The organism is Pseudomonas sp. 58(2021) (assembly GCF_017491585.1).
In the GTDB taxonomy this organism is placed as follows: Bacteria; Pseudomonadota; Gammaproteobacteria; order Pseudomonadales; family Pseudomonadaceae; genus Aquipseudomonas; species Aquipseudomonas fluorescens_BT.
Map to the genome: position 1 here is coordinate 254,222 of NZ_JAFGYZ010000003.1, position 26,996 is coordinate 281,217.

Here is a 26,996-nt window from a genome sequence, read left to right on the forward strand (position 1 = left end):
GCATGATGTCCATCGCCCTGCCCCTCACCGCTTTGATCGCGTTCAGCGGCTACACCGTTAGCGTGATGCTGCAAGCCGAACAATCGCTGATCCACTTCGGCATCAACCTGATGTCGCGGCCGGACACCGCGCAAGTGGTGATCGATCTCTATCTGCTGGCAACGCTGGCCGGCGTCTGGATGTACAAGGACACGCGCAAGCGTGGGCAGTCGGGCTGGTCGGTGGTGCCTTATCTGTTGCTGACGGCGGTGTTTGTTTCGGTCGGGCCGTTGTTGTACCTGGTAGTCCGGGGCCTGCTGGATCGCAAGCGCCCGGCCCCGGTCATTTCGCCAGACGCCTGAGCCCGAACAGCATCCCTCCCGCCCCCAGCAACATCGCCGCCAGGAACAACGGGTACGACACCCACCACGGCGTCCCGGCGGTCATCATGCTGAATTCCGACATGCCGCCAATGCTGGCAATCAGGTTGAGCGGCAGGAACACCACGTTGATCAGCGTCAGCTTGCGCAGCAGGTTGTTCATGCTGTTGTTCATCAGGTTGCCCCGGGCATCGATCAGCCCGGAAAACACCGTGGAGTAAATTTCCCCCTGCTTGTAGCACTGGTTGTTTTCGATGATCAGGTCGTCGATCAGGCCGAGAACGTCGCTGTCGAAATGTTGTTTCTGTGCGTGATTGCGCAGCCGCGTCAGTACCGCGCCGTTGCTGTGCAGGGCGTTGATGTAATAGATCAGGCTTTCACTGAGGTTGAACATCTGCACCAGATGCTGGTTTTGCATCGAGGCGTTGAATTTTTGCTGCAACTCCCGGGCGACCAGTTTGATCACCTTCAGATGCCCGAGGTAGTGATGGATGTTGTTGAACAACAGGTCCAGCAACACATCCAGCGGCGCATTCAGTGGCCGGCCCGTGCCGAGCCCGTGCAGCGGGGTGTCGTCGGTGGCGATCACCAGCAACTGGCCCGGTGAAAACAGCAAACCGCAGGACGACACCTCGAACGCCAGGCTGCCACCGCCGGAATAGTTCTCGGGGCGTTTCCAGATCAGGAACAGATGATCCGGGTGAAACTCGATCCGCGACACCTCGTCCGGGTCCAGCGCCGAGGCCAGCGCGTGTTCATCGAGCTTGAAATGACTGTGCAACAAGTCACGCTCGGCGGCGTCAGGGTTGCTGAACAGCATCACCTCGGCGTCCAGCCGTTCGACCCGCTGCAGGGCGCCCTGGCTCAGTGCAAAGCTGTTGATCATCGGCCGGTCACCAGGCCTGGCCACGGCGTTTGAGCTCGAGACGGCGCACGAACTCTTCCAGTACCAACGAATACAGATCGTCCTGCAAGTAAGCGTCTTCGATGCCGGCGTCGAGGTTCGGGTTGTCGTTGACCTCGATCACCACCACTTTGTCGCCGGCCTGTTTCAGGTCGACGCCGTACAAACCGTCGCCGATCAGGTTGGCGGTTTTCACCGCCAGCTCCACTACGGCACGCGGTGCTTCGTGGATCGCCAACGTGCGGCATTCGCCGTTCACGTCCTGGCCCTTGGCCTTGTGGTTGTAGATCTGCCAGTGGCCCTTGGACATGAAGTACTGGCAGGCAAAGATCGGTTTGCGGTTGAGCACGCCGATGCGCCAGTCGTACTCGGTGTAGAAAAATTCCTGGGCCAGCAACAGCACCGAGTGTTCGAAGAGTTCGGCGGTGGCTTCGAGCAAAGCCTCCTGGCTCTCGACCTTGATCACGCCACGGGAGAAACAGCCATCCGGGATCTTCAGCACCAACGGAAAACCGAGGCGTTCGCCGACCCGTTCGAAGTCTTCGGGTCGCTCCTTGTAGAGAATTTCCGTGGCGGGCATGCCCAGTTGATGGCTGTTGAGCAGGTCAGTGAGATAGACCTTGTTGGTGCAGCGCAGGATCGACGTCGGGTCGTCCATCACCACCAGCCCTTCGCTCTCGGCTTTCTTGGCGAAGCGGTAGGTGTGGTTGTCGACGCTGGTGGTCTCGCGGATCAGCAAGCCGTCGTACTCGGCCAGCCGTGCGTAGTCCTTGCGTTCGATCAGCTCGACATCGATGCCCATGCCTTTGCCGACTCGCACGAAGTTTTCCAGTGCGCGGGCATTGGACGGTGGCAAGGCTTCTTGTGGATCGTGCAGGATTGCCAGGTCATAACGCGCCACTTGCGGCGAACGCGGTACACGCCAGACCTTGCGGCTGAAACCGTCCAGCGCATTGGCGAACTGATCTTCCTGATCGTCGCGCAACTTGTGCAGGGCACCGGACTTTATGCCTTCGATGTGCCATCCGTTAGTTCGACGGAATTCAACTAACAGAATCGGACACGGGAACACTTCAAACAATTGCCGGGCCAGATCCTGTAACGGTTCGATATGCGTTCTGCCGAAATAAAGTGTCAGCGTAAAACCTTCAGTATCGTTGTAGAGATGATGACTGAGGGCTTTTTCCAGGGTTTTATCCAGGTCGTCCAGCGCCAGACCGTAAAGCGATTTTCGGGTCAGCTCGCTGATGGTGCGTACCGACGGAATCACCTTGTGCCCTCGGGCTTCAGCCAGCAGCGAGCAATAGTAGCCGTGCCCAAGATACTTGTAGCTGCGGCACAGGTTGATCACCTGCACCCGTTTTCCCGGCTCGCTGTCGGGCGGTTGTTCGAGATATTCCTGGGCCGTCAGGATGTCTTCGCTGGGAAAGTACGAGGCCCAGTCCTCCTTGCGTTCGACGATAATTTTCACTTGACTGGAAGTTCTGACCTGCGGTTTTAAATAAGTTGCCGGTGGCAAACTTTGAATGGATACTTCGCGCCAATGACCCTGTACCGCTGACATAGAAATTGATCCGTTGGAGAACAAGACCTTTTCTATTAAGCACGAACTTTTTCGAAAGTCCCGTTTCGTTACGCAACTTTTACGGCGGTCATATGAACACTGTTTTTCGATTGGCGACAGTTGATGATTTACCGGCGCTGCTGGCACTGGAAATGCACTGTTTCACCACGGACCGGCTCACCCGCCGCAGCTTTCAATGGATGATCACCCGCGCCCACGGCCAATTGTGGGTGGCCGAACGCGGAGGTCAACTGCTGGGTTATGCGCTGGTGCTGTTTCATCGGGGCACGTCACTTGCGCGGTTGTATTCCATCGCCATTTCCCCCGATGCCCGGGGTGCAGGCCTGGGCAAGCAATTGCTGCAGCGCATCGAGGCTTGTGCCCTTGAGCACGACTGCGTTTACCTGCGGCTGGAGGTGCGCACTGACAACCCCGCCGCCATCGCGTTGTACGAACGCAGTGGCTATCGGCGCTTTGCGCTGATTCACGACTACTACGAAGACCATGCGGACGCGTTGCGCCTGGAAAAGCGCATTCTGCAACACCACGACTCACGCAGCATCAAGGTGCCCTATTACCGGCAGACCACCGATTTCACCTGCGGTCCGGCCTGCTTGCTGATGGCCATGGGTGCCTTGCAGGCAGCTCGTGTGCTGGAGCGTCGCGAAGAATTGCAGCTCTGGCGCGAAGCAACCACGGTGTTCATGACCGCCGGCCATGGTGGCTGCAGCCCTCAAGGGCTGGCTTTGGCTGCATGGCGCAGAGGGTTTCGCGTGCGTTTGCAGCTGAGCATGACCGGGCCGCTGTTTCTCGACGGCGTGCGTGACATGCATAAAAAAGACGTCATGCGCCTGGTGCATGACGAGTTCATGGCACAGCTGAACGACACCGATGTTGATCAAATCATCGGCACAACACTGGATTTGCCCCGCCTGCTCAACGCCGGCGGGCAACCTTTGGTGCTGATCAGCAGCTATCGTCTGACTCGCTCCAAGTCACCGCACTGGGTGATCGTCACCGACTGCGACGAGGACTTCGTTTATCTGCATGACCCGGATGTCGACCACAGCCAGCATCGCCAGCCCATGGACTGCCAGCATGTGCCGGTCAGCCATGGGGAGTTCGAAAAAATGTGTCGGTTCGGCCGGGGCAAGCTGCGGGCAGCAGTGGTGCTCTACGCCCGCTCACTTGCATGACGCGTTCATTTGAGTCCGACTTTGTACAGCGCACCGTCGGACTCGTCCGTCAGCACATAAAGGTAACCATCCGGCCCTTGCCGGACGTCGCGGATCCGTCGCTTCAGGTCGCCCAGCAGACGTTCTTCATGCACCACCTTGTCGCCATCGAACTGCAGGCGGATCAGCTCCTGCGTGACAAGCGCGCCGATGAACACGTTGTGCTGCCAGGGTTTGAAGCGGTCGCCATCGTAGAACGCCATACCGCTGACACCCGGTGATTTTTCCCAGACATGATGCGGTGCGACGGTGCCTTCGACGGTTTTACCCTGGGCTTCCGGAATAGGCTGCATCGAGTAGTTGATGCCGTGGGTTGCCAGCGGCCAGCCATAGTTTTTTCCGCGTTCGATGATGTTCACCTCGTCGCCGCCGCGAGGACCGTGTTCGTTTTCCCACAAAGTGCCGGTCCATGGATTGAGCGCTGCCCCCTGCGGGTTGCGATGGCCATAGGACCAGATCTCCGGGCGGACACCGGACTGACCGACAAACGGATTGTCATCCGGCACCTTGCCGTCCGGATAGATCCGCACGACTTTGCCCTGCAGCTTGTCCAGATCCTGCGCGGTCGGGCGGTCGTTGTTTTCACCGAGGGTGATGAACAGATAACCATCACGGTCGAACACCAGGCGTGAGCCGAAGTGATTGCCGACCGACAATTTCGGTTCCTGACGGAAGATCACGTTGAAATCCTTCAGGGTTTTGAGGTCGTCCGACAGACGCCCGCGCCCTACCGCCGTGCCAGCCTTGTCACCGGCACCACCGCCCTCAGCGTAAGACAGGTACACCAGCCGATCCTGTTTGAAGTCCGGCGACAGCACCACATCCAGCAATCCGCCCTGCCCCTTGGCCCAGACCTTGGGAACGCCATCGATCGGCGCCGACAGCTTGCCGTCAGCCCCGACCACCCGCAGGTTGCCCGGACGTTCTGTCACCAGCATGCCCTGACGATCCGGCAGGAACGCCAGGGCCCACGGATGCTCAAGACCCTGCGTAATGGTGGTGACTTCAAGGGTGCCCTGTTCGCTTTGCAGCGCTTTGGGAGTGTCGGCGGATACCGGGCCGCAGATCACTGCGCTGGCACACAAGCCGGCTAAAAGGGTTTTACGCAACATGCACGATTCCTTTTGTTCGTTTGAAGGGCTGACAGAAACGGTTCTGCCATTCAACGGTTGCTGTCGCCGTCACGGGCGGGTGGATTGGGAATGAATTTCTGCGGTGTGCTCGGCACCGAGCGCAATGGCTGACCATTGCCGATGCCGCCGTTCTCGACGGTAGGCTGGCGCGGCACTGGCGCCGTATTCGGCCCGCGGATCACCGGATTGGCAGGCTGGGTGCCCTGCATGCTGTTGGGATTGGCCCGGTGAATCGGGCTGTTGTAGGGATTGCTGCTGTTGCCGGTCGGACTTTGCGCCAGCCGCAGAGTATCGGCGTGAACCAGCCCGCCAGTGAGGGCCAGCAATGTGATGCCAAACAGAAAACGGTTCATGAACGGCCTCTCTCGATGCGCTGGGGTCAGAGCCTTCGAGTCCACGCTACGCCGAGGGTTCGGATTTGTTAACCCGTCACCGCTAAACAAGATGTAACACGGCTTGACCTGCCGTTTACCGCCGCCCCCGCAAACAACAGAAACTTTTACGCTGGCAAACAGGTCACCCGAACATCACTCGGAGAACAGCACCATGGCTCGGGCAATCTGGAAAGGCGCAATCAGTTTCGGTCTGGTGCACATCCCTGTGGCGCTGGTCTCGGCCACCTCGTCGCAGGGCGTGGACTTTGACTGGCTGGACAGCCGCAGCATGGACCCGGTGGGCTATAAACGGGTCAACAAGGTCACCGGCAAGGAAGTCACCAAGGACCACATTGTCAAAGGCGTGCAATTCGAAAAAGGCCGGTATGTGGTGCTCAGCGAGGAGGAGATTCGCTCGGCGCACCCGGTCTCGACCCAGACCATCGATATTTTCTCCTTCGTCGACAGCGCGCAGATCCCGCTGCAGAACATCGACACACCCTACTACCTGGCGCCCGACAAGCGCGGCGGCAAGGTCTACGCCCTGCTGCGCGAAACCCTGAACAAAACCCACAAGGTCGCCCTCGCCCGGGTGGTTTTACACACACGTCAGTATCTGGCGGCGTTGATGCCTCTGGAGTCTGCGCTGGTATTGGTGAAACTGCGCTGGCCGCAGGAAGTACGCAGCCTGGACGAACTGGCGCTGGGCAGCGAAGTGACCAAACCCCAGTTAGCCAAAGCCGAACTGGACATGGCCAAACGGCTTGTTGAAGACATGAGCGCCGACTGGAATCCCGAGGATTACCGCGACGAGTTCGAGGACAAGATCATGGCCCTGGTGGACAAGAAGGCCCATGAAGGCAAGATCGAGGACGTTGAGACCGTTGACGGCGAAGAAGAGCGCAAGTCTGCGGATGTGATCGATCTGACGGAACTGCTCAAGCGCAGTCTGGGTGGCAAGGCTGCTGCCAAACCCAAGGCCAAGGCTGCCAGCAAGACAACGACGGCCAAAAAAACCAGAAAGGCCTCGTAAATGAAATCGGGCGACTGTCTTTCAACAGTCGCCCGATCTATCAAATCAGAATGAAGATCGCCAGCAGACCACCAAAGATCGCCCACTTTTCCAGGTAATAGCGCGCGCGATTGCGCTTTTTCAGCTCTTTGCCACGCAGGCGGATCTTGTAGATTTTGGTAAACAAGCGGTTGATACCGCCGGTGCGGTCGCCCGCATCGTTCGGTGCACCGGCGGCCGACATCACAGTACGGCTGAACCAGCCATTGAATGCAGCGGCCCAGCGATACTTCATCGGGCGTTCGACGTCGCAGAACAGAATGATGCGGTTCTGGTCGGTGGTGTTTTCCGCGTAGTGAATGTAGGTCTCGTCGAACATCACCGCTTCACCGTCGCGCCAATGATAGTTCTCGCCATCGACGTTGATGTAGCAACCGGCGTTGTTCGGCGTTTCCAGCCCCAGGTGATAACGGTAGGAACCGGCATACGGGTCACGGTGACGCACCAGTTTAGAACCCGGTGGCAGTTCGGCGAACATCGCCGCCTTGATCGAACCGATGCTCTGCACCAGCTCAGTGGTGCGCGGGCACAGTTGCAGCGCCGACGGATGGCTGTCGCCGTACCATTTCAGGTAGAAACGCTTCCAACCGGTCTTGAAGAAGGAGTTGAAACCGACATCGTCGTACTGGTTGGAGCGCTTGATCGCACCGGCTCGCAGCAGATTCTGACCTTCCTCGCGGATTTCTTCCCAATGGGCCTGCAACGGGCTCAGATCGGGAAAGTCCTTCGGGTCGAGGTAGGGTTTGTTCGGTTTCTTCGAAAACAGATAAAGGAAGCAGTTGATCGGCGCGAGAAACGTCGAGTGGTCGCTCAACTGACGGCCCAGTTTGTGACGCACACGACCGCGCAGGTGTACGTATGCAATGGAAATGACATAAATAGCAGCAATGATGAGTTTCACGGAAATCGTCACACGTCAAAAATGAACAAACTGCGCGCCTGCCGGCCATTGGCTCAGGGTCTGATGCAGTGGCATGAATACAAATACTGTCCCGGTGGCACTTCCTTGAGCCCTTGCCGTTAGCGGCTATTGGGTGATCGGATGGCATTTTAGCCATACTTTGTAACCAATGGTGAACCTCATCTGTGAAAAACTGTCCGCTGATTCGGCCAAACGGCAGCCGTTGCGATCGCGCGCGCGCCAGCCATGCCAGTGACATCAGCGTTACGGCAGATTGAGTTCGACGAAAAGAAGTGGCGGCAGCGCGCCAGACGTGGTGCTGAAGGCAGCTTGAGGCGTTGATTTCCTGGAACCCTACCGAAGAAATCAGAAGAGCACTGCAGAGTTTGTCTCTGAATGCGCGTGTGCTTGGCAGGACGATTCAGGATCGGAACAGATGGGAATCCGGCCACAACAAACGAATGGCCCGGTGGACTGGAGCAGAGTGCCGCAAATGCTGAAGCGAGATACGGATGATCCGCCAGGCCAAAGGTTTAATGAAACCAATCGACCTGGCGAATCATGAACCGCGTTTATTTGGAGGTGGAAAGGCTGGCCTTGCTCAATCCCTTGGTATTGTGATCGCCTGGCGTTGTAGCGGAGATCGCCGTCGCCTTCGACAAGCCCCGTGTCGCTTTAGAATGTGCAACACCTGAAGTCGCTGTACCGTGTCCACGGTCAGCGTTGTGGTCACGTCCCGTGTGCTGACCACTCACGCCGTGATCCCGAACGGCCCTGCCTTCATGATCCGCCTCCTGGCCTTCGGCACGACCATTATTGGAAGCGCTGGCTGAGTGCCCGGCGCTATCGCCGCCATGCCCGGCACCGCCGACACCGCCACCGTGACTGCCGCCACCGCCACCCGCACCACCGTTACCACCACCATGACCACCGCCATCCTTGGCATAGGCAGAAGCCATGACGGACAGTCCGGCAGGCAGTAACGGCGCCGCAGCAAACATCATTACGCACGACATGACGGCAACGAGGTTTTTACTTTTGAAACGCATGATGGCATCCACAAGGGTTGATTTTACTGCCATCTAGGACGCGCTCGGGGACATCGAGTTCAACCACGAGCGATAAAACAAGGTAGCGATACCTCACATATAAAGTGGGTGAGAACATGTCGCTATTGCTACCCGTGAAATGGTCAGGAAACATCCGAACCCGGCGGGCTGCTCCTCAGTGAAAAAAATCCCTTGTTGAAACCTGGACGAAATTGCAGGTATCAGCGCTTGTGCGGAGTGACCGAAGGACGCGACGCCGCCGGCCAGGCCGCAGGTTCGTTATCGTCCGCCATACAACTGCCGCATTACTTATGCGACAATGCGCGCAATGTCTGGCATGAATCCCGCCTTTATTGCCCAACAGCTTGGACGCTGCGTCCAGAGGCTGCTCTCGCCCCACGCCCGCTGGCTCGACGCTGACGGTGACCGTGCCCGGGAAGAAAAAGCTCCAAAATGCCCCAGAAGTGGCCCAAGCGCCAAATGTGCGGCTCGCAACCCATTGATAGGTAAAGCAATTGATCTCCACAGCTAATATCACGATGCAGTTCGGCGCAAAGCCGCTGTTCGAAAACGTTTCGGTGAAATTCAACAACGGCAACCGTTATGGCCTGATCGGCGCCAACGGATGCGGCAAGTCGACGTTCATGAAAATCCTCGGCGGCGATCTGGAGCCGTCTGCCGGCCAGGTGATGCTCGAGCCGAACGTGCGCCTGGGTAAGCTGCGTCAGGATCAGTTCGCCTACGAAGAGTTCACCGTGATCGACACTGTGATCATGGGTCACGAAGAGCTGTGGAAGGTCAAGGCTGAACGCGATCGTATCTATTCGCTGCCGGAAATGAGCGAAGAAGACGGGATGGCCGTGGCCGAGCTGGAAACCGAGTTCGCCGAAATGGACGGCTACACCGCTGAATCCCGCGCCGGTGAACTGCTGCTGGGCCTGGGCATTCCGCTGGAACAGCATTTCGGTCCGATGTCCGAAGTCGCGCCGGGCTGGAAGCTGCGTGTTCTGCTGGCTCAGGCACTGTTCTCCGATCCGGAAGTGCTGCTGCTCGACGAACCGACCAACCACCTGGACATCAACACCATTCGCTGGCTGGAATCGATCCTCACCGTGCGTAACAGCACCATGATCATCATTTCCCACGACCGTCACTTCCTGAACAGCGTCTGCACCCACATGGCCGACCTGGACTACGGCGAGCTGCGTCTGTTCCCGGGCAACTACGACGAGTACATGACCGCGGCGACCCAGTCCCGCGAGCAACTGCTGTCGGACAACGCCAAGAAGAAAGCCCAGATTGCCGAACTGCAGACGTTCGTCAGCCGCTTCTCGGCCAACGCCTCGAAAGCCAAGCAGGCCACTTCCCGCGCCAAGCAGATCGACAAGATCCAGCTGGCCGAGGTCAAGCCATCGAGCCGCGTGAGCCCATTCATCCGTTTCGAACAGACCAAGAAGCTGCACCGCCAGGCCGTGACCATCGAGCAGATGTCCAAGGGCTTCGACGGCAAGACCCTGTTCAAGAACTTCAGCTTCACCGTTGAAGCCGGCGAACGCGTCGCGATCATCGGCCCGAACGGTATCGGCAAGACCACCCTGCTGCGCACCCTGATGGGCGAACTGACCCCGGACGCCGGTTCCGTGAAGTGGACCGAAAGCGCGGAGCTGGGCTACTACGCTCAGGACCACGCCCACGACTTCGAAGACGACGTCAGCCTGTTCGACTGGATGGGTCAGTGGACCCAGGGCGAGCAAGTGATTCGTGGCACCCTGGGCCGCATGCTGTTCTCCAACGACGAGATCCTCAAGTCGGTAAAGGTCATCTCCGGTGGTGAGCAAGGTCGCATGCTGTTCGGCAAGCTGATCCTGCAAAAGCCGAACGTACTGGTGATGGACGAACCGACCAACCACTTGGACATGGAGTCGATCGAGGCGCTGAACCTGGCGCTGGAAAACTACCCGGGCACGCTGATCTTCGTCAGCCACGACCGTGAGTTCGTATCGTCCCTGGCCACGCGCATCATCGAGCTGAGCCCGAACGGCGTGACCGACTTCAGCGGCACCTACGACGATTACCTGCGCAGCCAGGGCGTCGTGTTCTGATAGCGGCCTAGAGTCGAAAGCCCCGCCCCATGGCGGGGCTTTTTATTGCGTCCGGGAAAGATAGTTAGCCTGCTTTCTTTTATTTCACCGCCAAGCCATGATGCGGACTCTCCCACCGCCGCCCGCGAACGAGCCCTCATGTCTGCGCAGCAACAGCCACCTCAAAGCTCCATGGCGATCACCCTGCAGATCGTCTCCATCGTTTTCTACACCTTTATCGCCTTCCTCTGCATTGGCCTGCCGATTGCCGTGTTGCCAGGCTATGTGCACGAACAACTGGGCTTCAGTGCTGTCATCGCGGGTCTGGTGATCGGATCGCAATACCTGGCAACCCTGCTCAGCCGGCCGATGGCCGGGCGCATGTCGGACACTGTCGGGACCAAACGGGCGATCGTTTATGGCTTGTCGGGAATCGTGCTCAGCGGTTTGCTGACGCTCGTTTCCACGCTGCTGCAGGACGTCCCGCTGGCGAGCCTGATCATTCTGATCGCAGGGCGTCTGCTGCTCGGCATCGCGCAGGGCTTGATCGGTGTTGGCACCATCAGTTGGTGCATGGGCCAGGTCGGTGCAGAGCACACCGCCCGCTCCATCGGCTGGAACGGCATCGCTTCTTACGGCGCCATTGCCATCGGAGCGCCGCTGGGTGTGCTGATGGTGGCCGACTACGGGTTTACCAGCCTCGGTATCGCGCTGTCGGTACTGGCCGCCGGCGCCCTGCTGCTGATCCGCAACAAACCTTCCGTACCGGTGGTGCGCGGCGAGCGGTTGCCGTTCTGGGCGGTATTCGGGCGGATTGCGCCGTTCGGTGCCAGTTTGAGCCTGGCCTCGATCGGTTACGGCACCCTGACCACGTTCATCACCCTTTATTACCTCAATCGCGGCTGGACCGGCGCGGCCTACTGCCTGACGGTGTTCGGCGTGTGCTTCATCCTGTCGCGGCTTCTGTTCATTGGCGCCATCGCCCGATTCGGCGGCTTTGCTTCGGCCATCGCCTGCATGAGCATCGAAACCGTCGGGCTGTTGTTGCTGTGGCTCGCCCCCTCGACCGGTTACGCACTGATCGGCGCGGGGATGGCAGGGTTCGGGCTGTCGCTGGTGTACCCGGCGCTGGGTGTTGAAGCCATCCAGCAGGTGCCCAGCTCCAGCCGTGGTGCCGGGTTGAGTGCTTTCGCAGTGTTTTTCGATCTGGCATTGGCGGTCGCCGGGCCGTTGATGGGCGCGGTAGCGCTGAATCTGGGGTATTCGAGGATATTCCTGGTCGCAGCACTGCTGTCCGTGACCGGACTGGCGCTGACCTTGTGGCTCAAGCGTCGGGCAATGGCCTGACGCTTACTGATCCGCCGTCTGCATCCCCGCCCGGGAAGGCTTGCCCAGTGCATGGGAGAAGAACCGCCCGGCTTCGGAAATCAGGTTGCGGTGAATGTCTTCACGATCCACCCCGTCAGCATCGGTGCACAGCGCCGGCATCGCACGGATCTGCTCTTCATTGCACGGCGCCATGAACACAAAGTGTCCCGCACCGGCCAGCAACTTGAAGTCTGGCGCAGTCGGCAGTTTGCGCGCCAGGGCGGCGGCGTTCTTGTCGAACGCCACCAGTTTGTCGCCGTCGCCGCTGTACAGGAGCACCGGCACATGCACGTCGGCCAGGGTGTGCCGACCAAATTTCAGGCTCAGCGGCGCCATTAACAGCAAGGCGTGGACTCGCGGGTCGGCCACCGGTTGCAGGTCATCGCGATCGACGATCAGTTCGCCCTGGGTGTTGCAGGCGTCGCGATCATCCGGACGTTCCTGGCAGTAACGACGCAGGCGATCAAGGTCAGGCTGCGCGCCGGAGAGAATCAACGCGGTCTCGCCCCCCGCCGAGTAGCCGATGACGCCCACTTGGTCGGCGTTGACGAACGGCGCCAGCATGCGATCGCCAAGGGTGGCGGTAATGGCTTCGGAAATCTGGATCGGCCGGCCATAAAGATTGCTCAAGGTGCCGAGGCGGCTGTGATCCCTGGAGTTGTCACCGGGATGAATCACCGCCACCACCACAAAGCCCTTGCGGGCCAGGGATGTGGCCAGATCGTGCAGGGCCAGCGGCGTGCCGGTGTTGCCGTGGGACAGCATCAGCATCGGAAAGCGGCCGAGGGCGATTTTGGTGTCTTCGCCGGCCTCGACCGAATAGCCCTCGATCAGGCTCATGTGCTCGCGGTCGCTGGAGGGATAGAACGCGATGGCACGCATCGGTTGCAGGTCGAGCGGATCGAGGAACGTCATCTCGTGATAACCGACGCTCCAGCGTGGGTACTGGCCGGGGGCTGCGTGCACTGAATTCAGGCTGCCGAGCAGGCAAATCAGTAACGTTGCACAAAGACGCATCATGGGATGCCCCACCCTGTTGTTACTCAATCGAAAGATCCGTTGTGTTCGACGCCCGAAACTCCGAGGTTCGGTGATCCGGCGCGGCGCTGCACTCAGACGTTGATCGTAAGACTGCATAACCCGGGCCAGATTATGTAACAGTCGGACACAAAAAACTCCGTATCCGGCCCTTGCAGAACCAGAATACAGAGTTTTTTGGGTGTTGCCTGAACGAGAGCTGTTCTTTACGAAAGCCTTACGCAGCGGCGAACAGTTGCTCGCTGATGCGGGCGTGGGCCGCGCTCATGGCGTTGTTGCGAACTTCTTCGCCGTAGGCCAGGCCTTCGGCACGGACGATTTCGATGTCGGTGATGCCGAGGAAGCCGAAGACCAGTTTCAGGTAGCCTTCGTGAGCCACGCCCGAGGCCTGACCGGCGTGGATGCCGCCCGAAGTCGATACGATGATCACTTTCTTGCCACCGCACAGACCTTCAGGGCCGGCTTCGGTGTAGCGGAAAGTCTGGCCGGCGACGGCGATGCGGTCGATCCAGGCCTTGAGCTGGGTTGGCACGGTGAAGTTGTACATCGGCGCGGCAACGACAATGGCGTCAGCCGCGATGAATTCGGCCAGGGTGTTGGCGCTCAGTTCGGCTTCGTGCTGTTGTGCAGCGTTGCGCAGTTCAGCGGCGGTGCCGGCGGCCACCAGAGTGGTCGACGAGAAGTGGCTGATGGCGTCGGCGGCCAGGTCGCGGTAGGTCACGACAGCGCTTGGCTCGGCGGCTTGCCAGGCTTTCACGACTTCGGTGCTCAGCTGACGGGAAGCGGAGTTGTCGCCCAGAATGCTTGAATCGATGTGCAGCAGTTTCATAGTGGAATCTCCTGGAAAGAATCGCCGGTGGCGACGGAATGGAGACAATCCTACCTACGAAACCAATAGCTGATTAGACGGCAACAATGCGATAGTTCGTCCCACCGATAGAACAGTTGGATTCGCCCCACATGCAAGACCTCAACGATCTCTACTATTTCGCCAAAGTGGTCGAGGCCGGCGGATTCGCTGCTGCCGGCCGCTTGCTCGGCATTCCCAAGTCGCGCCTGTCACGGCGGATTGCCGAACTGGAAGAACGCCTCGGTGCGCGCCTGCTGCAACGCACTACCCGGCAATTGAAGCTGACTGCGGTTGGCGAGCGCTATTTGCGTCACTGCCAGGCGATGCTGCTGGAAGCGGAAATGGCCGATGAAACGGTGGCCAGCATGTCCAGCGAGCCCCGTGGCCGATTGCGGGTTTCGAGTCCGACGGGGCTGGCCCATGAAATGCTGCCAGTGGTGATCAGCAATTTCCTCGGCAAATACCCACAGGTGCAACTGGAAGTCACCTTGATCAATCGTCGCGTGGATCTGATCACCGAAGGCATCGATGTAGCCCTGCGCGTGCGCGAACACGGCGACGAAGAGCCGATGCTGGTGACCCGCCGTCTGCGCCAGGCACAGATGGTGGTGGTCGCCAGTCCTTCCTTTATACAGGGCGTGGAAATCAATCATCCGCAGGACCTCAAAGCCCTGCCGGTGCTTGGTGCGCTGGAAGCCGATCGCATGGTGCATGTGCGCCTGCTCGATCAGCACGGCAAGAGTTGCGATCTGGCGCTGGAAGCCCGGCTGGGCATCGACGATTTCATCGTACGCAAGGCCTGCGTGCTGGCCGGCCAGGGTTTCACCCTGCTGCCGATGATGTATTGCGAAGCGGAACTGAACAACGGCACGCTGGTGCAATTGCTGCCGGACTGGTCGTTGCCCGGCGGCTGGCTGCAAGCCGTATACCCGCATCGACGCGGGGTGATGCCGGCGGTACGTGCCTGGATCGATCATTTGGTGGAATCGTTCAATGCCTGTGGAGAACGGCTGTTATGAAACAAGGAAAGATGAGCGAAGCGGACGTTGCGGATTTCTGCCTGACATTGCCGGGCGCCCGGGAAGACTACAAATGGGGCGGTGTGCGAGTGTTTTCGATTGCCGGCAACAAGATGTTCGCCTTGCAGGGGCTGCGCGGTGAGTCGCTGGCGTTCAAGGTCGACAAGGACCTGTTTCTCGGTCATTGCGACCGGCCGGGCATTCACCCGGCGCCTTATCTGGCGCGGGCACAATGGATCATCATGCACCCGCCCTACCCCTTGGGCGCCGAGGAACTGCAAGGGTTGCTGCAACGTTCTCACCAGTTGGTGGTTAGCAAATTGCCGAAGAAAACCCGGGTCGGGTTGCTGCTGTAGCTCTACCCCAACGCCAGCAGGTTCGAACCGAGGAACAACTGATCGATCCAGAACACCTGGTGCAGCGCAACGATCACCCAGAACAAAATCTGAAACGACACCTTGCGCGTCTTGTGCCGCAAGACCTGCTGGGCAATCAACGCGCCCGGCCAGCCGCCCGCCAGTTCCACGGCATGCAGGACGTTTTCCGGAGTGCGCCAGGTCTCGGCGCGGGCCTTGCGCTTGTCGGCCCAGTACAGGAAGAACGCCAGCACGCTGACAATCCCGTAGGCCGCCAGCGGCACGCGAGAAATCCCGCGCAACCACATCGACAGCGAGCCGAACAGCGGCAACGCGCAGACGATCAGCAGCACGAACAGCTTAAACTTGAGGTGCTGGATGCGGCCGCCGGACGAGCCGCGATCCGGACGACGTGCGCGGGAATCACTCATGCCCTGGCCGCCGCCCAGTCCACCCAGCCGAACTGCCAGGTCGCCAGAATCAACAGACCGAACACGATCCGGTACCAGGCGAATGCCGCGTAACTGTGGCTGGCAATGAATTTCAGCAAGCCACGCACCGCGATCATGGCGAATATGAACGCCGTGACGAAACCGATGGCGAACACCGGAAAGTCGGCCGGCACGAACAGGTGGCGATACTTGTAGCCCGAATACACCGCCGCACCGACCATGGTCGGCATCGCCAGAAAGAACGAAAACTCGGTGGCGGTCTTGCGCGACAGGCCGAACAACAGGCCACCGATGATGGTCGAGCCGGAGCGCGAGGTGCCGGGGATCATCGCCAGGCACTGGGCGAAGCCGATCTTCAGCGCATCCGTCCAGCGAATTTCGTCGACCGTTTCAGCGTGAACTTCATGCTGACGCTGCTCGGCCCACAACATCACGATCCCGCCCACCACCAGCGCCGCGGCCACGGTGATCGGGTTGAACAGGTATTTGTGAATCAGATCGGCAAAGATCACGCCGAGCACCACGGCGGGCAGGAAGGCGATCAGCAGGTTGGCGGTAAAGCGCCGGGCGCTCGGCTGAGTCGGCAAGCCGATGACCACGTCGAGAATCTTGCGTCGAAATTCCCAGACCACTGCGAGAATCGCGCCGAGCTGAATGATGATGTTGAACGCCATCGCTCGCTCGCCTCCGAAATCGAGCAAGTCGGCAACAATGATCTGGTGTCCGGTACTGGAAATGGGCAAAAACTCCGTCAGCCCTTCTACAACTCCAAGAATCAGTGCCTGCAAGGCGGTCCAAAGGTCCATCAATCCCCCAAAGAGCGATGCGCTCAGGCATGCCCCGATAGTATTTTTTTACGTTCACTGCGTTCAGCGTAGCTGTTTGTCGCTGTACCGATTCCGCGCGCCAAGGATCCACACGAAACGGTCAAAATTCCGTGAAATGGCAACTTGGATTCAGGTTTTCACGCACGGGGCCGAAATCCTATCAGACAAGCCGTAATAGCGCTGCCGCGCTCTACGACTTGGGTCGCGTATGCCCGGGCACGGAAACGTGCTTGGATGCTGGCGGTGATTTATTACAAGAAAAAAAACCGGAGTGACAGCGTTATGAACAGCTTGCGCAGTGTGTCGATCAGCCGACGCTTGTGGCTCATCTTGATTGTGGCGGTGGTCATGCTGCTGACCCTGGGCCTGTTGATGCTCAAGCAGATCCACGATGACCTGTATCACGCCAAGGCCCAGAAAACCCAGCATGTGGTGCAGACCGCCAGTGGATTGCTGGCCTACTACCAAGGCCTGGAAGCGGCGGGGACCCTGACCCGCGACGCCGCCCAGAAACAGGCGCTGACCGCGATTCGCGGCCTGCGCTACGATCAGAACGACTACTTCTGGATCAACGACCTCACACCCGTGATGGTCATGCACCCGACCAATCCCAAGCTTGAAGGCCAGAACCTCTCGGCGATTCGCGATCCGGACGGTTTTGCGGTGTTCAACGAAATGGTTGCCATCGCCAGGGCCAAGGGCGCCGGCATGGTCGATTACCGTTGGCCGAAACCCGGTGCCAGCGAGCCGGTGGCCAAGACCTCCTACGTGAAACTGTTCGAGCCATGGGGCTGGGTCCTGGGCTCCGGCGTCTACGTCGACGATGTGCAGGCCGAGTTTCAGGGCCAGGTGATCAAGGCGTCCGTTGTAGGGCTGGTCATCGCACTGATCATGGGCGTGCTGGTGATCCTGATTGCCCGCAGCATTGTCCGCCCCTTGCAGGAAACCGTGAACGCCATGGCCAACATCGCCAGCGGCGAAAGCGACCTGACCCGCAGCCTCGATACCCATGGGCAGGACGAAGTCACGCAACTGGCGCATCACTTCAATGCCTTCACCGCCAAGCTGCGCCGGGTCATCGGCGATTTGCAGGTGTCCGCCAGCGCGCTGGGCGAGTCGTCGCGGGAGCTGGGCAACGACGCAACCCAGGCCCAGCAGCGCAGCCAGCAACAGTCGCAGCAGATGGAGCTGGTGGCGACCGCCATCAACGAAGTCACCTACGGCGTGCAGGATGTTGCGAAGAACGCCGAACACGCCGCCAGCGAAATGCGTGACGCAGAAGCCCAGGCTCAACAGGGCCAGGTCAACATCGACGGCAGCTTGCAACAGATCGACAAGCTCTCCGGCACCATCGATCAGGCCGTCGAAGTCATCCGCACGCTGGCGACCGAAAGCACGCAGATCGGCAGCGTGCTGGAAGTGATCCGCTCGATTGCCGAGCAGACCAACCTGCTCGCCCTCAACGCCGCGATTGAAGCAGCCCGTGCCGGTGAACAGGGTCGCGGGTTTGCGGTGGTGGCTGACGAAGTGCGTTTGCTCGCGCAACGCACGCAGAAATCCACGGCGGAAATCCAGTCGATGATCGAGCGTCTGCAAAACCATTCCGAGGCCGCCGTGAAGGTGATCGGCGACAGCAGCAAGGCTTCGCAATTGACTATCGAGCAGGCGGGACTGGCCGGGGCGAGTCTCAATGCCATCGGCCAGGCGTTGCGCAACCTCAACGGTCTGAACGCCTCGATCGCCAGCGCGACCCTGCAACAGGCGCACGTGGTCGAGGACATCAACCAGAACGTTACTCAGGCGGCGGGCTTGTCTCACAGCACGGCGCTGGCGGCCGAGCAGTCGAGCGTGGCGAGTGTGAAACTCGGCCAGCTCAGCGAACAACTGAACGGGCTGCTGCGCCAGTTCCGCGTCTGATCCCTGCAACAGGTGGGAACTCATTTCCCACCTGTTTTTCGGTACAATCCGCTCCCTTCCCAACTCCCCCAAGGATCTTGCATGTCCGGGCTCGAACTGTTTGCCGCCGCCCTCGGTGTAATCGCCGTCTGGCTGACGGTCAAACAGAACCCGTGGTGCTGGCCGATCGGGCTGGTCATGGTGCTGCTCTACAGCTGGGTCTTCTTTGAAGTGAAGCTGTATTCGGACATGTTGCTGCAGGTGGTCTACGCCGCGCTGCAAGTCTACGGCTGGTGGCAATGGACCCGCGTCGGAACGCTGCACGACGGACGTGAGGTCAGCCGGCTCGATTCCCGTTCGATTCTGCAAGGGCTGGGCATCGGCGCCGTCGGCAGCCTTTTGCTGGGCGCGGCCATGGCGCACTGGACGGACGCGGCGCAACCCTGGCTCGACGCGGCGCTGACCGCTTTCAGCCTGGTCGCGCAATTCTGGATGGCCCACAAGCGCCTGCAATGCTGGGCGCTGTGGTTCGTGCTGGACGTGATCTTCGTCGGGCTGTTTCTCTACAAGGCGCTGTATCTCACGGCGGCGCTGTACGCCCTGTTCACCCTGATCGCGGTGCAAGGCTGGCGGGAATGGCGCGCCGATCCGGCGTTGCGCACATGAAAGTCGTTGTTCTGACCGGGCCGGAATCCACCGGCAAGAGCTGGCTGGCGGCCGGACTGCAGCGACAGTTCGGCGGTCTGCGGGTCGACGAGTACGTGCGCTGGTTCCTCGAGCAGAATCCCCGTGATACTTGCCTTGCCGATATTCCCGAGATCGCTCGCGGCCAGTTGCGATGGGAAGACGAGGCGCGAGCGCAACAGCCGAGCCTGCTGATTCTCGATACGCATCTTTTGAGCAACATCCTCTGGAGCCAGACGCTGTTCGGCGACTGTCCCGACTGGCTGGAACCGGAACTGCTGGCGCGTCATTACGACCTGCACCTGCTGCTGTCTGCGCAACAGATCGACTGGACAGACGACGGTCAACGTTGCCAGCCAGCGCTCAGCGAACGTCTGGCCTTCTACGACGCCACCAAAACCTGGCTGGAGCAGCACCGGCAACCTTTGCAGATCATTCAGGGTGACTGGGCCGAGCGCCAGGCCCAAGCCTTCGACGCCGTACGAAACCTGCTGGCAGGTTGACCCGGGTCCGGGTTGCCTGCCCCGTGCATTTTCCCCGATTCGGGGTAAAAGTGTCCGATTCTGAAACACTCCTTCCTCTGCAAAGCCCCCGTCTCAACGGCCTTCATCGCTTTGTCATGCGACTTGTTACATCGCTGAAACACCCTTCTGCAAACCCTTGTCCCAGAGCATTGCAATGGCTTTGCCCCGCATAAACTGCAGGGACCTGTTTCAGCGTTGAAACAGCATTTGTATCAGCGCTGCACACTCTTCAGCCAACCCATTGAAAACCCGGAAGATTTAAAAACCGGCACAGCTTTCGCTCTCTCCTTCACAACGCTGACTCGGGCCAGCCCACTGAAGAAGGAATTGCCGCCGTGGGAAACATCAACAAAGCCTTCACTTGCCTTCTGCTGATCGGATCAGCCGCCAGCACTTTCCTCAGTGTCAACGTTCAGGCTGAAGGCAATGGCGTGATCGTGCTCAGTCGCGACGTGCAGCCGATTCCGATCGGACGCAGCGCGTTCGGCAAAGACCCCTACCCGACCACTGTCAATGCCAACCCGTCCGCGCGTATCGACCAGGCAATGACCAGCACCGAACTCAATGACGGCGACTTTGCCAGTGTAGCCAGTGGCTCATCTATCCGCGGCAACATATCCGTAGGGTCCAGCCTGCCGGGCACCAACGTCTTGACCAATCCAAACGGTCTGCCCGGCATGAGCGCCGGCCATGGCGGCGGCGGTGGCGGGACGATTTCCAACACCATCAACCGCTCGCTCAGCAGTGGTCTGGCTCCGCTGACCCGCATGGCCGGAGGCCAATGAAATGAATCGTTCCCTGCTCCTTTTGGCGCTGCTCGGCTGCACCAGCGTGATGGCCGATCCAGGCGCCGTGGACAGCGCCAACATTCAGAACTCCGGCGCGCAGTACAACGGCAACTTCAACGTCAACCAGGCCGCCGGCGACCAACAGCAACAGACCAACGTCAAGTCGATTGCCATCGGCACGTCGGCCAGCGCCACCACCATCATTCACCAGAAACTCGACACCCCCGCCGACCGCTCGATCAATGCGAGCTCCACTATCGGCGGTACCTCATTCAGTAACGGCAACGGCGCACTGGGCGTGAACCAGGGTTCCGGGGCCAACAACCAGATGGCCAACGCCATGCGGATCAGCATCAGTGCTGCACCGCAGAGCGTTGACGATAGCGCCCTTTCCCAACAGAACGTGGCGTTGTTACCGAGCTCAGGAGCAACTGGCATCCCCGGCAGTCGCCAGGTCACGACAAGTGATCAGGCCTTCACCGGCAGTCGCGGGGTAATCCAGGTGAACCAGAGTGCCGGGGTGGGGAACCGAATGGCTAACACCCTGAGCATCCGGGTCGCTGACTGACCCAAACAAGAAGCAGTGCAATTAGAAAGTACCAACACTTAACCAACTAATAAGCACGACGGAGAAACACCATGAAACCTACAATGGCTCTCAAACCACTGGTTTTCGCACTCGCCGCAGTGATGGCAATCGCAGCTCAGGCAGGCGGCCGTGATGAACATCACGGTCATGATCACGGACCCAAAGGCCCAACCCTGGAAGAACTGCTGCAAATCGGCGCTGGTGCCGGTGCAGCAGTGCTTGATGTACAAAACAACAGCGGCAACACCGTGTTGAACCAGGGCACCCAAAACAACGCCACCGTCAGTGGTTCGCTCAACGGCGCCAACGGCAATCTCGGCGCCAACAACGCCGCTGGCGATGCCAACCAACAAGACAACGCCGCTGCCCTGGCAACCGCCGACGAAAGCTTCATCTTTGGCTCTGCGGTATCTGTTTCCAGCGCAACTCAAGTCAACACTAACAACGGTGCTTCCAACTACTCCAGCACTGCCAACGCCAGCCTGAACAACGTCGGCAACAGCGGTTCGGGTAACATCGGCGTGAACAACGCTGCCGGCAACTTCAACCAACAGAAAAACAACCTGGCAATCGCTGTATCCGGTGGTCGTGTAGCTAACGCCGCTGCCGCCGCCAACCAAAGCACCACCGGTCTGGGCGTCGCCAACAACGGCACTCAAACCTACAAAAAAGATACCCTCACTGGCACTGTCAACGCCGCCGGCGCATTCGTGGCCGCAGGCACCGCAGTCACCAAAGACGATGATCACGGTCACGGTGGCTATGGCAACAACGACAGGGGCCATGGCAAAGATCAGAAATCTGATTTCGTTGCCGTGGGTGTCTTCGGTCTGGCTGGCGTGACCACTCAACAAGTGTTGACTCCAGACGGCTGGAAAAACCCAGTCACCAACACCGCCAGCATGACCAACGTAGGCAACAACTGGTCCGGCAACGGCGGCTTCAACAACGCTGCTGGCGTTGGCAACCAACAAAGCAACTCGCTGTCCATCGCTGCAGGTTGCAAAGCCTGCATGTAATCGCGATCGAAACGAAAGCCCCGGAAACGGGGCTTTTCCTCAGTCCGCAAAGGCGTATCGATCATGCGTAAGACTGCCCTCCTCGCTCTGCTTTGCTTCTGTGGCCTGACCCAGGCTGCTCAGATTCCCGTTGCTGCCCTGCCCGGCGGCACGCTCGTCTACAAAAACGTGCAAAGCATCCGTGAGCGCAAGTTTGCCGACATCGTCGAACAAAAAACCGATTTCAGCTGCGGCGCCGCCGCGCTGGCAACGGTACTGCGCCAGGCTTATTGGCTCGACGTCGATGAAGAGCACATCATCAAAGGCATGCTGGTCAATTCCGACCAGGACCTTGTCCGTACGCAAGGTTTCTCCATGCTCGACATGAAGCGCTACATAGAAAGCATCGGCATGCGTGCCAGGGGCTACAAGATCCCACCGGAAAAACTCGATGCGGTCACTATCCCGGTGGTGGTACTGATGGAAATTCGCGGCTACAAGCATTTCGTGGTGCTGCAGCGGGCGGACAAGGATTGGGTCTACATCGGAGACCCCGTTTTAGGACACAAACGCTACAGCCATGATGACTTTGTCAAAGGTTGGAACGGCATTGTCTTTGCCATCGTCGGCCCCGGATACGACAAGACCAATGCATTACGCAGTCCTCCGGCACCGCTGACCGCCAAGAACAAGCTGGATAACTTCAACCCCGTCAAAGATGCTGAATTGATGGACTTCGGGTTCATACAGAGCGACTTCTTTTAATCGCCGATTATAAAGAGTGGGGCTGGATGTCCCGGGAGCAGCAGATGAAAACCTCATACTGGCTGGCCGCCGCCTGCCTGGCAGCGAGCGCGTCAGGCTATGCCAATGCAGGGTTCAAACCCATCGAAATCCAGGATTCGGAGCTGTCACAGCTTCGCGGTCGCTACGTCATGCCGGGCCGGATCATCAGCTTCGGTGTCGTCATGAGCAGTACCTGGCGCAACGCCAGTGGAGATCTGATCGGGGCCTCGGCCACGATGCAATTGCAGGCCGCTTCGGTAAAACCTGAATTCTACGTCTCGACCATCAAGGAACACGGCAATGGCAGTACCCCGGAACTGGGGACTGGCTCGGTCGTGGGTGGCGCGGGACTCAACTCCAGCCAGGGCGTGACGCAGAGTGTGCGCGCCGCTGGCGACGGCAACTCCGCCTACAACAACGTTGCGATCAACGTCAAAGAAGCCAGTCAGGCACCTGCCCTGATGCCCGCCCAGGGCCAGGCCTTGATGGCCGGCCAGACCATTTCGGGCAGCAACGGTGCCGGCAGCGTCGCGGTTTCAGCCACAAACGGCGGTGTGCAAATGGCCATTCAGGCCTCCGGCAATCAGGGTACAGCCTTGCAACAGGTCGCCCAGGGCGGACTGCTGCAAAATACCCGCTTGCTGGGTAACGCGAACGTAGTCAACAACCTGACACAACTCAACGTTGTCCTTAACAATAACGGTATGAGTGCCGGCGCACTGGACTGCAACCTGACTCAACTCAGAGCACTACGCAATATCGGATATTGAACTACGCTGAGTCTCGATCATTGGGCTTAAAGGGACGGCTTATTCATGTATCGATCAGTATCACTGCGTGCCGCTGTATGTTTGAGTACTCTTCTACCCGCGGCGATGCTGCAAGCAGCACCCGATGCCGATGTAGAAGCCCTGAAACAGGAACTTCTGGAGCTTAAGCAACGATACGAAGTACAACAAAAAGCCTTGGCGGTGCTCGAACAGCGAGTCCGCCAGGTCGAAGAGCAACCCGCTTCTCCACCCCCAAAACGCCTGGCCAAATCGCCTTCGGACATGAAAGGCAACCGGGTCGCCACCGGCACCGGGGCTGCAGCAGCGTCGGGGGGCGCCGCCGGGGGCAGTGGCGCATCCTATGGCCAATCGTTGGCCGACGATTCACAACCGGCACAGAGTGTGTCCAACCTGTACGACGAAGCCAGCGGTTTCTTCGGGGGCGGCAAATTCAGCTTCGAAACCGGTATCACCTATTCGCGTTATGACACGCGCCAGCTGATTCTCAACGGTTTCCTGGCTCTGGACTCGATTTTTCTCGGCAACATCAACCTCGACCGGATCAAGGCCGACACCTGGACGCTGGACCTGACAGGCCGCTACAACTTCGACAACCGCTGGCAATTCGACCTGAACGTGCCAGTGATCTACCGGGAATCGACCTATCAGTCCGGCGGCGGCAACGGCGGCGCCTCCAACGTCACCACCGAACAGGACGTCAGCCGCGACCCGACTATCGGCGACGTCAACTTCGGCATTGCGTACAAGTTCCTGGACGAATCGGCCAACACCCCGGACGCCGTGGTCTCCTTGCGGGTCAAGGCGCCAACCGGCAAGGATCCGTTCGGCATCAAGCTGCGCAAGACCGACGACAACAACAACCTGTTCGTTCCCGACACCTTGCCGACCGGCAACGGCGTCTGGTCGATCACACCGGGCATCTCGCTGGTCAAGACGTTTGACCCGGCCGTGCTGTTCGGCAGTCTGTCCTACACCCACAACTTCGAGGAGTCGTTTGACGACATCAGTTCCGATGTCAACCAGAAGAACCCAGGCAAGGTACGCATCGGCGACAGCTTCCAGATTGGCGCCGGGGTTGCCTTCGCACTGAACGAGAAGATGAGTATGTCGTTCTCCGTATCCGACCTTGTGCAACGCAAGAGCAAGCTGAAACAGGATGGCGGGGATTGGCAATCGGTGGTGTCCAGCGACGCCAACGCCGGTTACTTCAACGTCGGCATGACCATCGCGGCCACCGACAATCTGACCATCGTGCCCAACCTGTCCATCGGCATGACCGACGATGCCCCGGACTTCTCCTTCAGCCTGAAATTCCCATACTACTTCTAACCCGCCACACAATGAAAAGGCCCGCTGCGACTTGCATCGCAGCGGGCCTTTTCAGCTTCTTCCCCGAAGAAGCACCGCGCCCTAGCGGATCTGGTGTTTATGCAGCAAGCGGTAGAACGTCGGCCGGGAAACCCCCAGCACCTTGGCGGCCACGCTGAGGTTGTCGCTGTGCCGGTTCAGCACATCGCACAATGCCTGGCGTTCGGCGCGGGTCTTGTAGTCTTCGAGAGTACCCATCGGGGTGGCAATCGATTGCTGGCTGATCAGGCCCAGGTCACGGGCTTCGATCTGTCGTCCTTCGGCCAGCACCAGGCCCCGGCGTACACGGTTGGCCAGTTCCCGGACATTGCCCGGCCAGTCGTGCTTGCCCATTGCAATCAAGGCATCTTCACTGAAACTGCGCGGCCGGCGCCCGGTTTCGTGGCTGTAGAAGTGGGAAAAATGGTTGGCCAGCATCGACAGATCGCCATGGCGCTCACGCAAAGGCGCGGTGACGACTTGCAGCACATTCAGCCGGTAGTACAAATCCTCACGAAAGCGCTTCTTCTCGATCGCCGCTTCAAGGTCGACGTGGGTGGCCGCCAGCACGCGCACATCCACCGGGATCGGCTGGCTGCCGCCCACCCGTTCGATGTGTTTTTCCTGGAGAAAGCGCAGCAGATTGGCTTGCAGCTCCAGCGGCAGATCGCCGATTTCATCGAGAAACAATGTCCCGCCGTTGGCCGCCTCGATACGCCCGACCTTGCGCTGGTGGGCACCGGTAAACGCGCCTTTTTCGTGGCCGAACAGCTCGGACTGGATCAAATGCTCGGGGATTGCCCCGCAGTTGATGGCCACGAACGGTTTGTTGTGCCGTTGCGATTGTCGATGCAGGGTACGGGCGACCAGTTCTTTACCGGTGCCGCTTTCGCCGCGAATCAGTACCGGCGACTCGGTGGGCGCCAGTTTACTGAGCAGCTTGCGCAGTTCGCGAATCGGTTTGCTGTCGCCGAGCAGCTCGTGTTCCGGCTGGTCGACATGAATCGTGCCCTGGCCACGCAGGCGCGCCATGCCGAACGCCCGACCCAGTGTGACCTGCACCCGCGACACGTCGAAGGGCAAGGTATGAAAGTCGAAAAACCATTCACAAACGAAGTCCCCGACGTTCTGCAGGCGCAACACTTCCTGATTCAGTACGGCGATCCACTCGGTGCCGCTACGGCTGATCAATTCCTTGACCGCTTCGGGTCGCTCCAGGTGAAAAGGCTGCAAACGCAGCAAGCCGACATCGCAACTGCGGTCGGCGGCATTTTCCAGGCTGCAACTGTCAACATCCCAGCCGACCGAACGTAGACCGGGCAGTAATCGGTGACAGTCGTCACAAGGGTCGACTACCAATAAACGTCGTAACGCAGGCGCTTCGCTCATGACTGTTCCTTGGCGCCAAATTATAGGAAATGATTGTAAAAACAGTCATTTGGCAGACCTGGCTGTAACATTAGCAAGAATTTGACGGCGCCTTGTATCAATTGCTTATAGGCGTACAAGCGAAGCAGTTATAAGAACCCGTTTTATTAGTCAGCTATCGACTCGAATCTTTCACCCAGCTTTCAAAAAACGCCGTAACAGAGATTGTATGAAAGAAAGTCGAAATTTCTTTAAATCCGGTGTGACCTGTCAGCGGGTTGCGTGCATCAGTACAAGTAACTCGCCGAACGGTAAGCCCAACCGACGGCACATCACTTGATTGGGCACTATAGAGAGAAGACCCCATGACCGCCCCGCTCCGTATCAACGAAGCTCTTTTGATTGCCAACCACGCCTTCAAACCTTTCCAGTGCGTGGCCTGGGCTCCACAAGACGGCAATGGCGAACTGAGCCTGACCGTCATCGACCGCACCAATTCGCAGATTGGCCGCACCCGCATCCCAAGCAGCGCCTACTCCGATCCTGCGCAACTCGAATACCTGCTGCAACAAGCCCGTGCCGAACTGAGCGACGAAGGTTACGCACTGCAGTCCTGGTCGATGCCACACTGATCCGAGGGCAA

Annotated in this window: 28 protein-coding genes and 1 pseudogene; 18 read left to right on the forward strand and 11 right to left on the reverse strand. The window is 59.3% G+C overall.

All coding sequences use genetic code 11. The features are described from left to right. The first annotated feature begins 2 nt into the window (after positions 1-2). The gene (locus J5M72_RS04810) at positions 3-341 is read left to right on the forward strand and encodes a DUF2834 domain-containing protein (protein WP_207864378.1); all 339 of its coding nucleotides are present in this window, start codon (positions 3-5) and stop codon (positions 339-341) included. On the opposite strand, the gene J5M72_RS04815 is transcribed toward J5M72_RS04810, so the two are convergent. Both J5M72_RS04815 and J5M72_RS04820 read right to left on the reverse strand, forming a co-directional pair. Beyond that, positions 322-1,245, reverse strand: a complete 924-nt coding sequence (locus J5M72_RS04815) for a magnesium transporter CorA family protein (RefSeq protein ID WP_207864380.1) — start codon at positions 1,243-1,245, stop codon at positions 322-324. The genes J5M72_RS04810 and J5M72_RS04815 overlap by 20 nt on opposite strands. A gap of 7 nt (positions 1,246-1,252) precedes the next feature. Beyond that, on the reverse strand, positions 1,253-2,827 hold the full coding sequence (locus J5M72_RS04820) for a RimK family protein (RefSeq protein ID WP_243433206.1): 1,575 nt from the start codon (positions 2,825-2,827) through the stop codon (positions 1,253-1,255). Between the two features lie 92 nt (positions 2,828-2,919). Between J5M72_RS04820 and rimI the strand changes: the two genes are divergently transcribed. Next, positions 2,920-4,023, forward strand: a complete 1,104-nt coding sequence (gene rimI, locus J5M72_RS04825) for a ribosomal protein S18-alanine N-acetyltransferase (protein ID WP_207864382.1) — start codon at positions 2,920-2,922, stop codon at positions 4,021-4,023. A gap of 5 nt (positions 4,024-4,028) precedes the next feature. On the opposite strand, the gene J5M72_RS04830 is transcribed toward rimI, so the two are convergent. Both J5M72_RS04830 and J5M72_RS04835 read right to left on the reverse strand, forming a co-directional pair. Continuing rightward, complete coding sequence (locus J5M72_RS04830) at positions 4,029-5,174, reverse strand: PQQ-dependent sugar dehydrogenase (protein ID WP_207864384.1); 1,146 nt, start codon at positions 5,172-5,174, stop codon at positions 4,029-4,031. A 50-nt stretch (positions 5,175-5,224) separates the two neighbouring features. Further along, a complete protein-coding gene (locus tag J5M72_RS04835; protein WP_207864386.1) occupies positions 5,225-5,548 on the reverse strand; it encodes a hypothetical protein in 324 nt (107 codons plus the stop codon). A 193-nt stretch (positions 5,549-5,741) separates the two neighbouring features. Between J5M72_RS04835 and J5M72_RS04840 the strand changes: the two genes are divergently transcribed. Beyond that, entirely contained in the window at positions 5,742-6,602 is an 861-nt protein-coding gene (locus tag J5M72_RS04840) for a Ku protein (protein ID WP_169430321.1), read from the forward strand. A gap of 40 nt (positions 6,603-6,642) precedes the next feature. Here J5M72_RS04840 and lpxO read toward each other — a convergent pair whose 3' ends face one another. Then, positions 6,643-7,542, reverse strand: coding sequence for a lipid A hydroxylase LpxO (gene lpxO, locus J5M72_RS04845; protein WP_169430320.1), 900 nt, complete (start codon positions 7,540-7,542; stop codon positions 6,643-6,645). Positions 7,543-8,114: 572 nt separating this feature from the next. Beyond that, the gene (locus tag J5M72_RS28895) at positions 8,115-8,591 is read right to left on the reverse strand and encodes a hypothetical protein (RefSeq protein ID WP_243433207.1); all 477 of its coding nucleotides are present in this window, start codon (positions 8,589-8,591) and stop codon (positions 8,115-8,117) included. 274 nt (positions 8,592-8,865) lie between these two features. Between J5M72_RS28895 and J5M72_RS28900 the strand changes: the two are divergent. The 3 genes and pseudogenes from J5M72_RS28900 to J5M72_RS04860 all read left to right on the forward strand — a co-directional run. Beyond that, positions 8,866-9,123: pseudogene (locus tag J5M72_RS28900) on the forward strand (hypothetical protein); the annotation flags it as partial. Then, the gene (locus J5M72_RS04855; protein WP_169430318.1) at positions 9,107-10,693 is read left to right on the forward strand and encodes an ABC-F family ATPase; all 1,587 of its coding nucleotides are present in this window, start codon (positions 9,107-9,109) and stop codon (positions 10,691-10,693) included. The pseudogene J5M72_RS28900 and the gene J5M72_RS04855, both read left to right, overlap by 17 nt. Positions 10,694-10,831: 138 nt before the next feature. Next, positions 10,832-12,019, forward strand: a complete 1,188-nt coding sequence (locus J5M72_RS04860; protein ID WP_207864388.1) for an MFS transporter — start codon at positions 10,832-10,834, stop codon at positions 12,017-12,019. Positions 12,020-12,022: 3 nt separating this feature from the next. On the opposite strand, the gene J5M72_RS04865 is transcribed toward J5M72_RS04860, so the two are convergent. Continuing rightward, positions 12,023-13,060, reverse strand: coding sequence for a dienelactone hydrolase (locus J5M72_RS04865; RefSeq protein WP_207864390.1), 1,038 nt, complete (start codon positions 13,058-13,060; stop codon positions 12,023-12,025). 235 nt (positions 13,061-13,295) lie between these two features. Then, positions 13,296-13,907, reverse strand: coding sequence for an FMN-dependent NADH-azoreductase (locus J5M72_RS04870; RefSeq protein ID WP_207864392.1), 612 nt, complete (start codon positions 13,905-13,907; stop codon positions 13,296-13,298). 131 nt (positions 13,908-14,038) lie between these two features. Here J5M72_RS04870 and J5M72_RS04875 point away from each other — a divergent pair, with 131 nt between their 5' ends. Together J5M72_RS04875 and J5M72_RS04880 are read left to right on the forward strand one after the other, a co-directional pair. Further along, a complete protein-coding gene (locus tag J5M72_RS04875) occupies positions 14,039-14,947 on the forward strand; it encodes a LysR substrate-binding domain-containing protein (protein WP_169430314.1) in 909 nt (302 codons plus the stop codon). After that, positions 14,944-15,303, forward strand: a complete 360-nt coding sequence (locus J5M72_RS04880; protein ID WP_207864394.1) for an MmcQ/YjbR family DNA-binding protein — start codon at positions 14,944-14,946, stop codon at positions 15,301-15,303. The genes J5M72_RS04875 and J5M72_RS04880 overlap by 4 nt, the downstream gene beginning before the upstream one ends. A gap of 2 nt (positions 15,304-15,305) precedes the next feature. Here the strand turns inward: J5M72_RS04880 and J5M72_RS04885 are convergent, their stop codons facing one another. Together J5M72_RS04885 and J5M72_RS04890 are read right to left on the reverse strand one after the other, a co-directional pair. Then, positions 15,306-15,734, reverse strand: a complete 429-nt coding sequence (locus J5M72_RS04885) for a DUF1294 domain-containing protein (RefSeq protein ID WP_207864396.1) — start codon at positions 15,732-15,734, stop codon at positions 15,306-15,308. Then, positions 15,731-16,561: an undecaprenyl-diphosphate phosphatase gene (locus J5M72_RS04890; protein ID WP_169430311.1), complete on the reverse strand. Its 831-nt coding sequence runs from the start codon at positions 16,559-16,561 to the stop codon at positions 15,731-15,733. The genes J5M72_RS04885 and J5M72_RS04890 overlap by 4 nt, the downstream gene beginning before the upstream one ends. 303 nt (positions 16,562-16,864) lie before the next feature. On the opposite strand from J5M72_RS04890, the gene J5M72_RS04895 reads away from it, so the two are divergent. The 9 genes from J5M72_RS04895 to J5M72_RS04935 all read left to right on the forward strand — a co-directional run bounded on the left by J5M72_RS04895 (position 16,865) and on the right by J5M72_RS04935 (position 24,967). After that, entirely contained in the window at positions 16,865-18,499 is a 1,635-nt protein-coding gene (locus J5M72_RS04895) for a methyl-accepting chemotaxis protein (protein WP_169430310.1), read from the forward strand. Between the two features lie 81 nt (positions 18,500-18,580). After that, complete coding sequence (gene pnuC, locus J5M72_RS04900) at positions 18,581-19,144, forward strand: nicotinamide riboside transporter PnuC (RefSeq protein WP_207864398.1); 564 nt, start codon at positions 18,581-18,583, stop codon at positions 19,142-19,144. Continuing rightward, positions 19,141-19,665 (forward strand): AAA family ATPase, encoded by a 525-nt coding sequence (locus J5M72_RS04905; protein WP_207864400.1) that lies wholly within the window; start codon positions 19,141-19,143, stop codon positions 19,663-19,665. Before pnuC ends, J5M72_RS04905 begins: the two co-directional genes overlap by 4 nt. Before the next feature lie 356 nt (positions 19,666-20,021). After that, complete coding sequence (locus J5M72_RS04910; RefSeq protein ID WP_169430307.1) at positions 20,022-20,471, forward strand: hypothetical protein; 450 nt, start codon at positions 20,022-20,024, stop codon at positions 20,469-20,471. Between the two features lies 1 nt (position 20,472). Next, a complete protein-coding gene (locus J5M72_RS04915; protein ID WP_207864402.1) occupies positions 20,473-21,042 on the forward strand; it encodes an adhesin in 570 nt (189 codons plus the stop codon). 71 nt (positions 21,043-21,113) lie between these two features. After that, complete coding sequence (locus tag J5M72_RS04920) at positions 21,114-22,082, forward strand: heme utilization protein (protein WP_207864404.1); 969 nt, start codon at positions 21,114-21,116, stop codon at positions 22,080-22,082. A 63-nt stretch (positions 22,083-22,145) separates the two neighbouring features. Next, the gene (locus tag J5M72_RS04925; RefSeq protein ID WP_169430304.1) at positions 22,146-22,826 is read left to right on the forward strand and encodes a C39 family peptidase; all 681 of its coding nucleotides are present in this window, start codon (positions 22,146-22,148) and stop codon (positions 22,824-22,826) included. Between the two features lie 44 nt (positions 22,827-22,870). Continuing rightward, complete coding sequence (locus J5M72_RS04930; protein ID WP_169430303.1) at positions 22,871-23,617, forward strand: hypothetical protein; 747 nt, start codon at positions 22,871-22,873, stop codon at positions 23,615-23,617. A gap of 45 nt (positions 23,618-23,662) precedes the next feature. Next, complete coding sequence (locus tag J5M72_RS04935; RefSeq protein ID WP_207864406.1) at positions 23,663-24,967, forward strand: hypothetical protein; 1,305 nt, start codon at positions 23,663-23,665, stop codon at positions 24,965-24,967. Positions 24,968-25,048: 81 nt separating this feature from the next. On the opposite strand, the gene J5M72_RS04940 is transcribed toward J5M72_RS04935, so the two are convergent. After that, positions 25,049-26,374, reverse strand: a complete 1,326-nt coding sequence (locus J5M72_RS04940) for a sigma-54 dependent transcriptional regulator (RefSeq protein ID WP_169430302.1) — start codon at positions 26,372-26,374, stop codon at positions 25,049-25,051. A gap of 344 nt (positions 26,375-26,718) precedes the next feature. On the opposite strand from J5M72_RS04940, the gene J5M72_RS04945 reads away from it, so the two are divergent. Beyond that, positions 26,719-26,985 carry a hypothetical protein gene (locus tag J5M72_RS04945; protein WP_096820315.1) on the forward strand — a complete coding sequence of 89 codons (267 nt, stop codon included), beginning with the start codon at positions 26,719-26,721 and terminating at the stop codon, positions 26,983-26,985. Positions 26,986-26,996 lie beyond the last annotated feature (11 nt).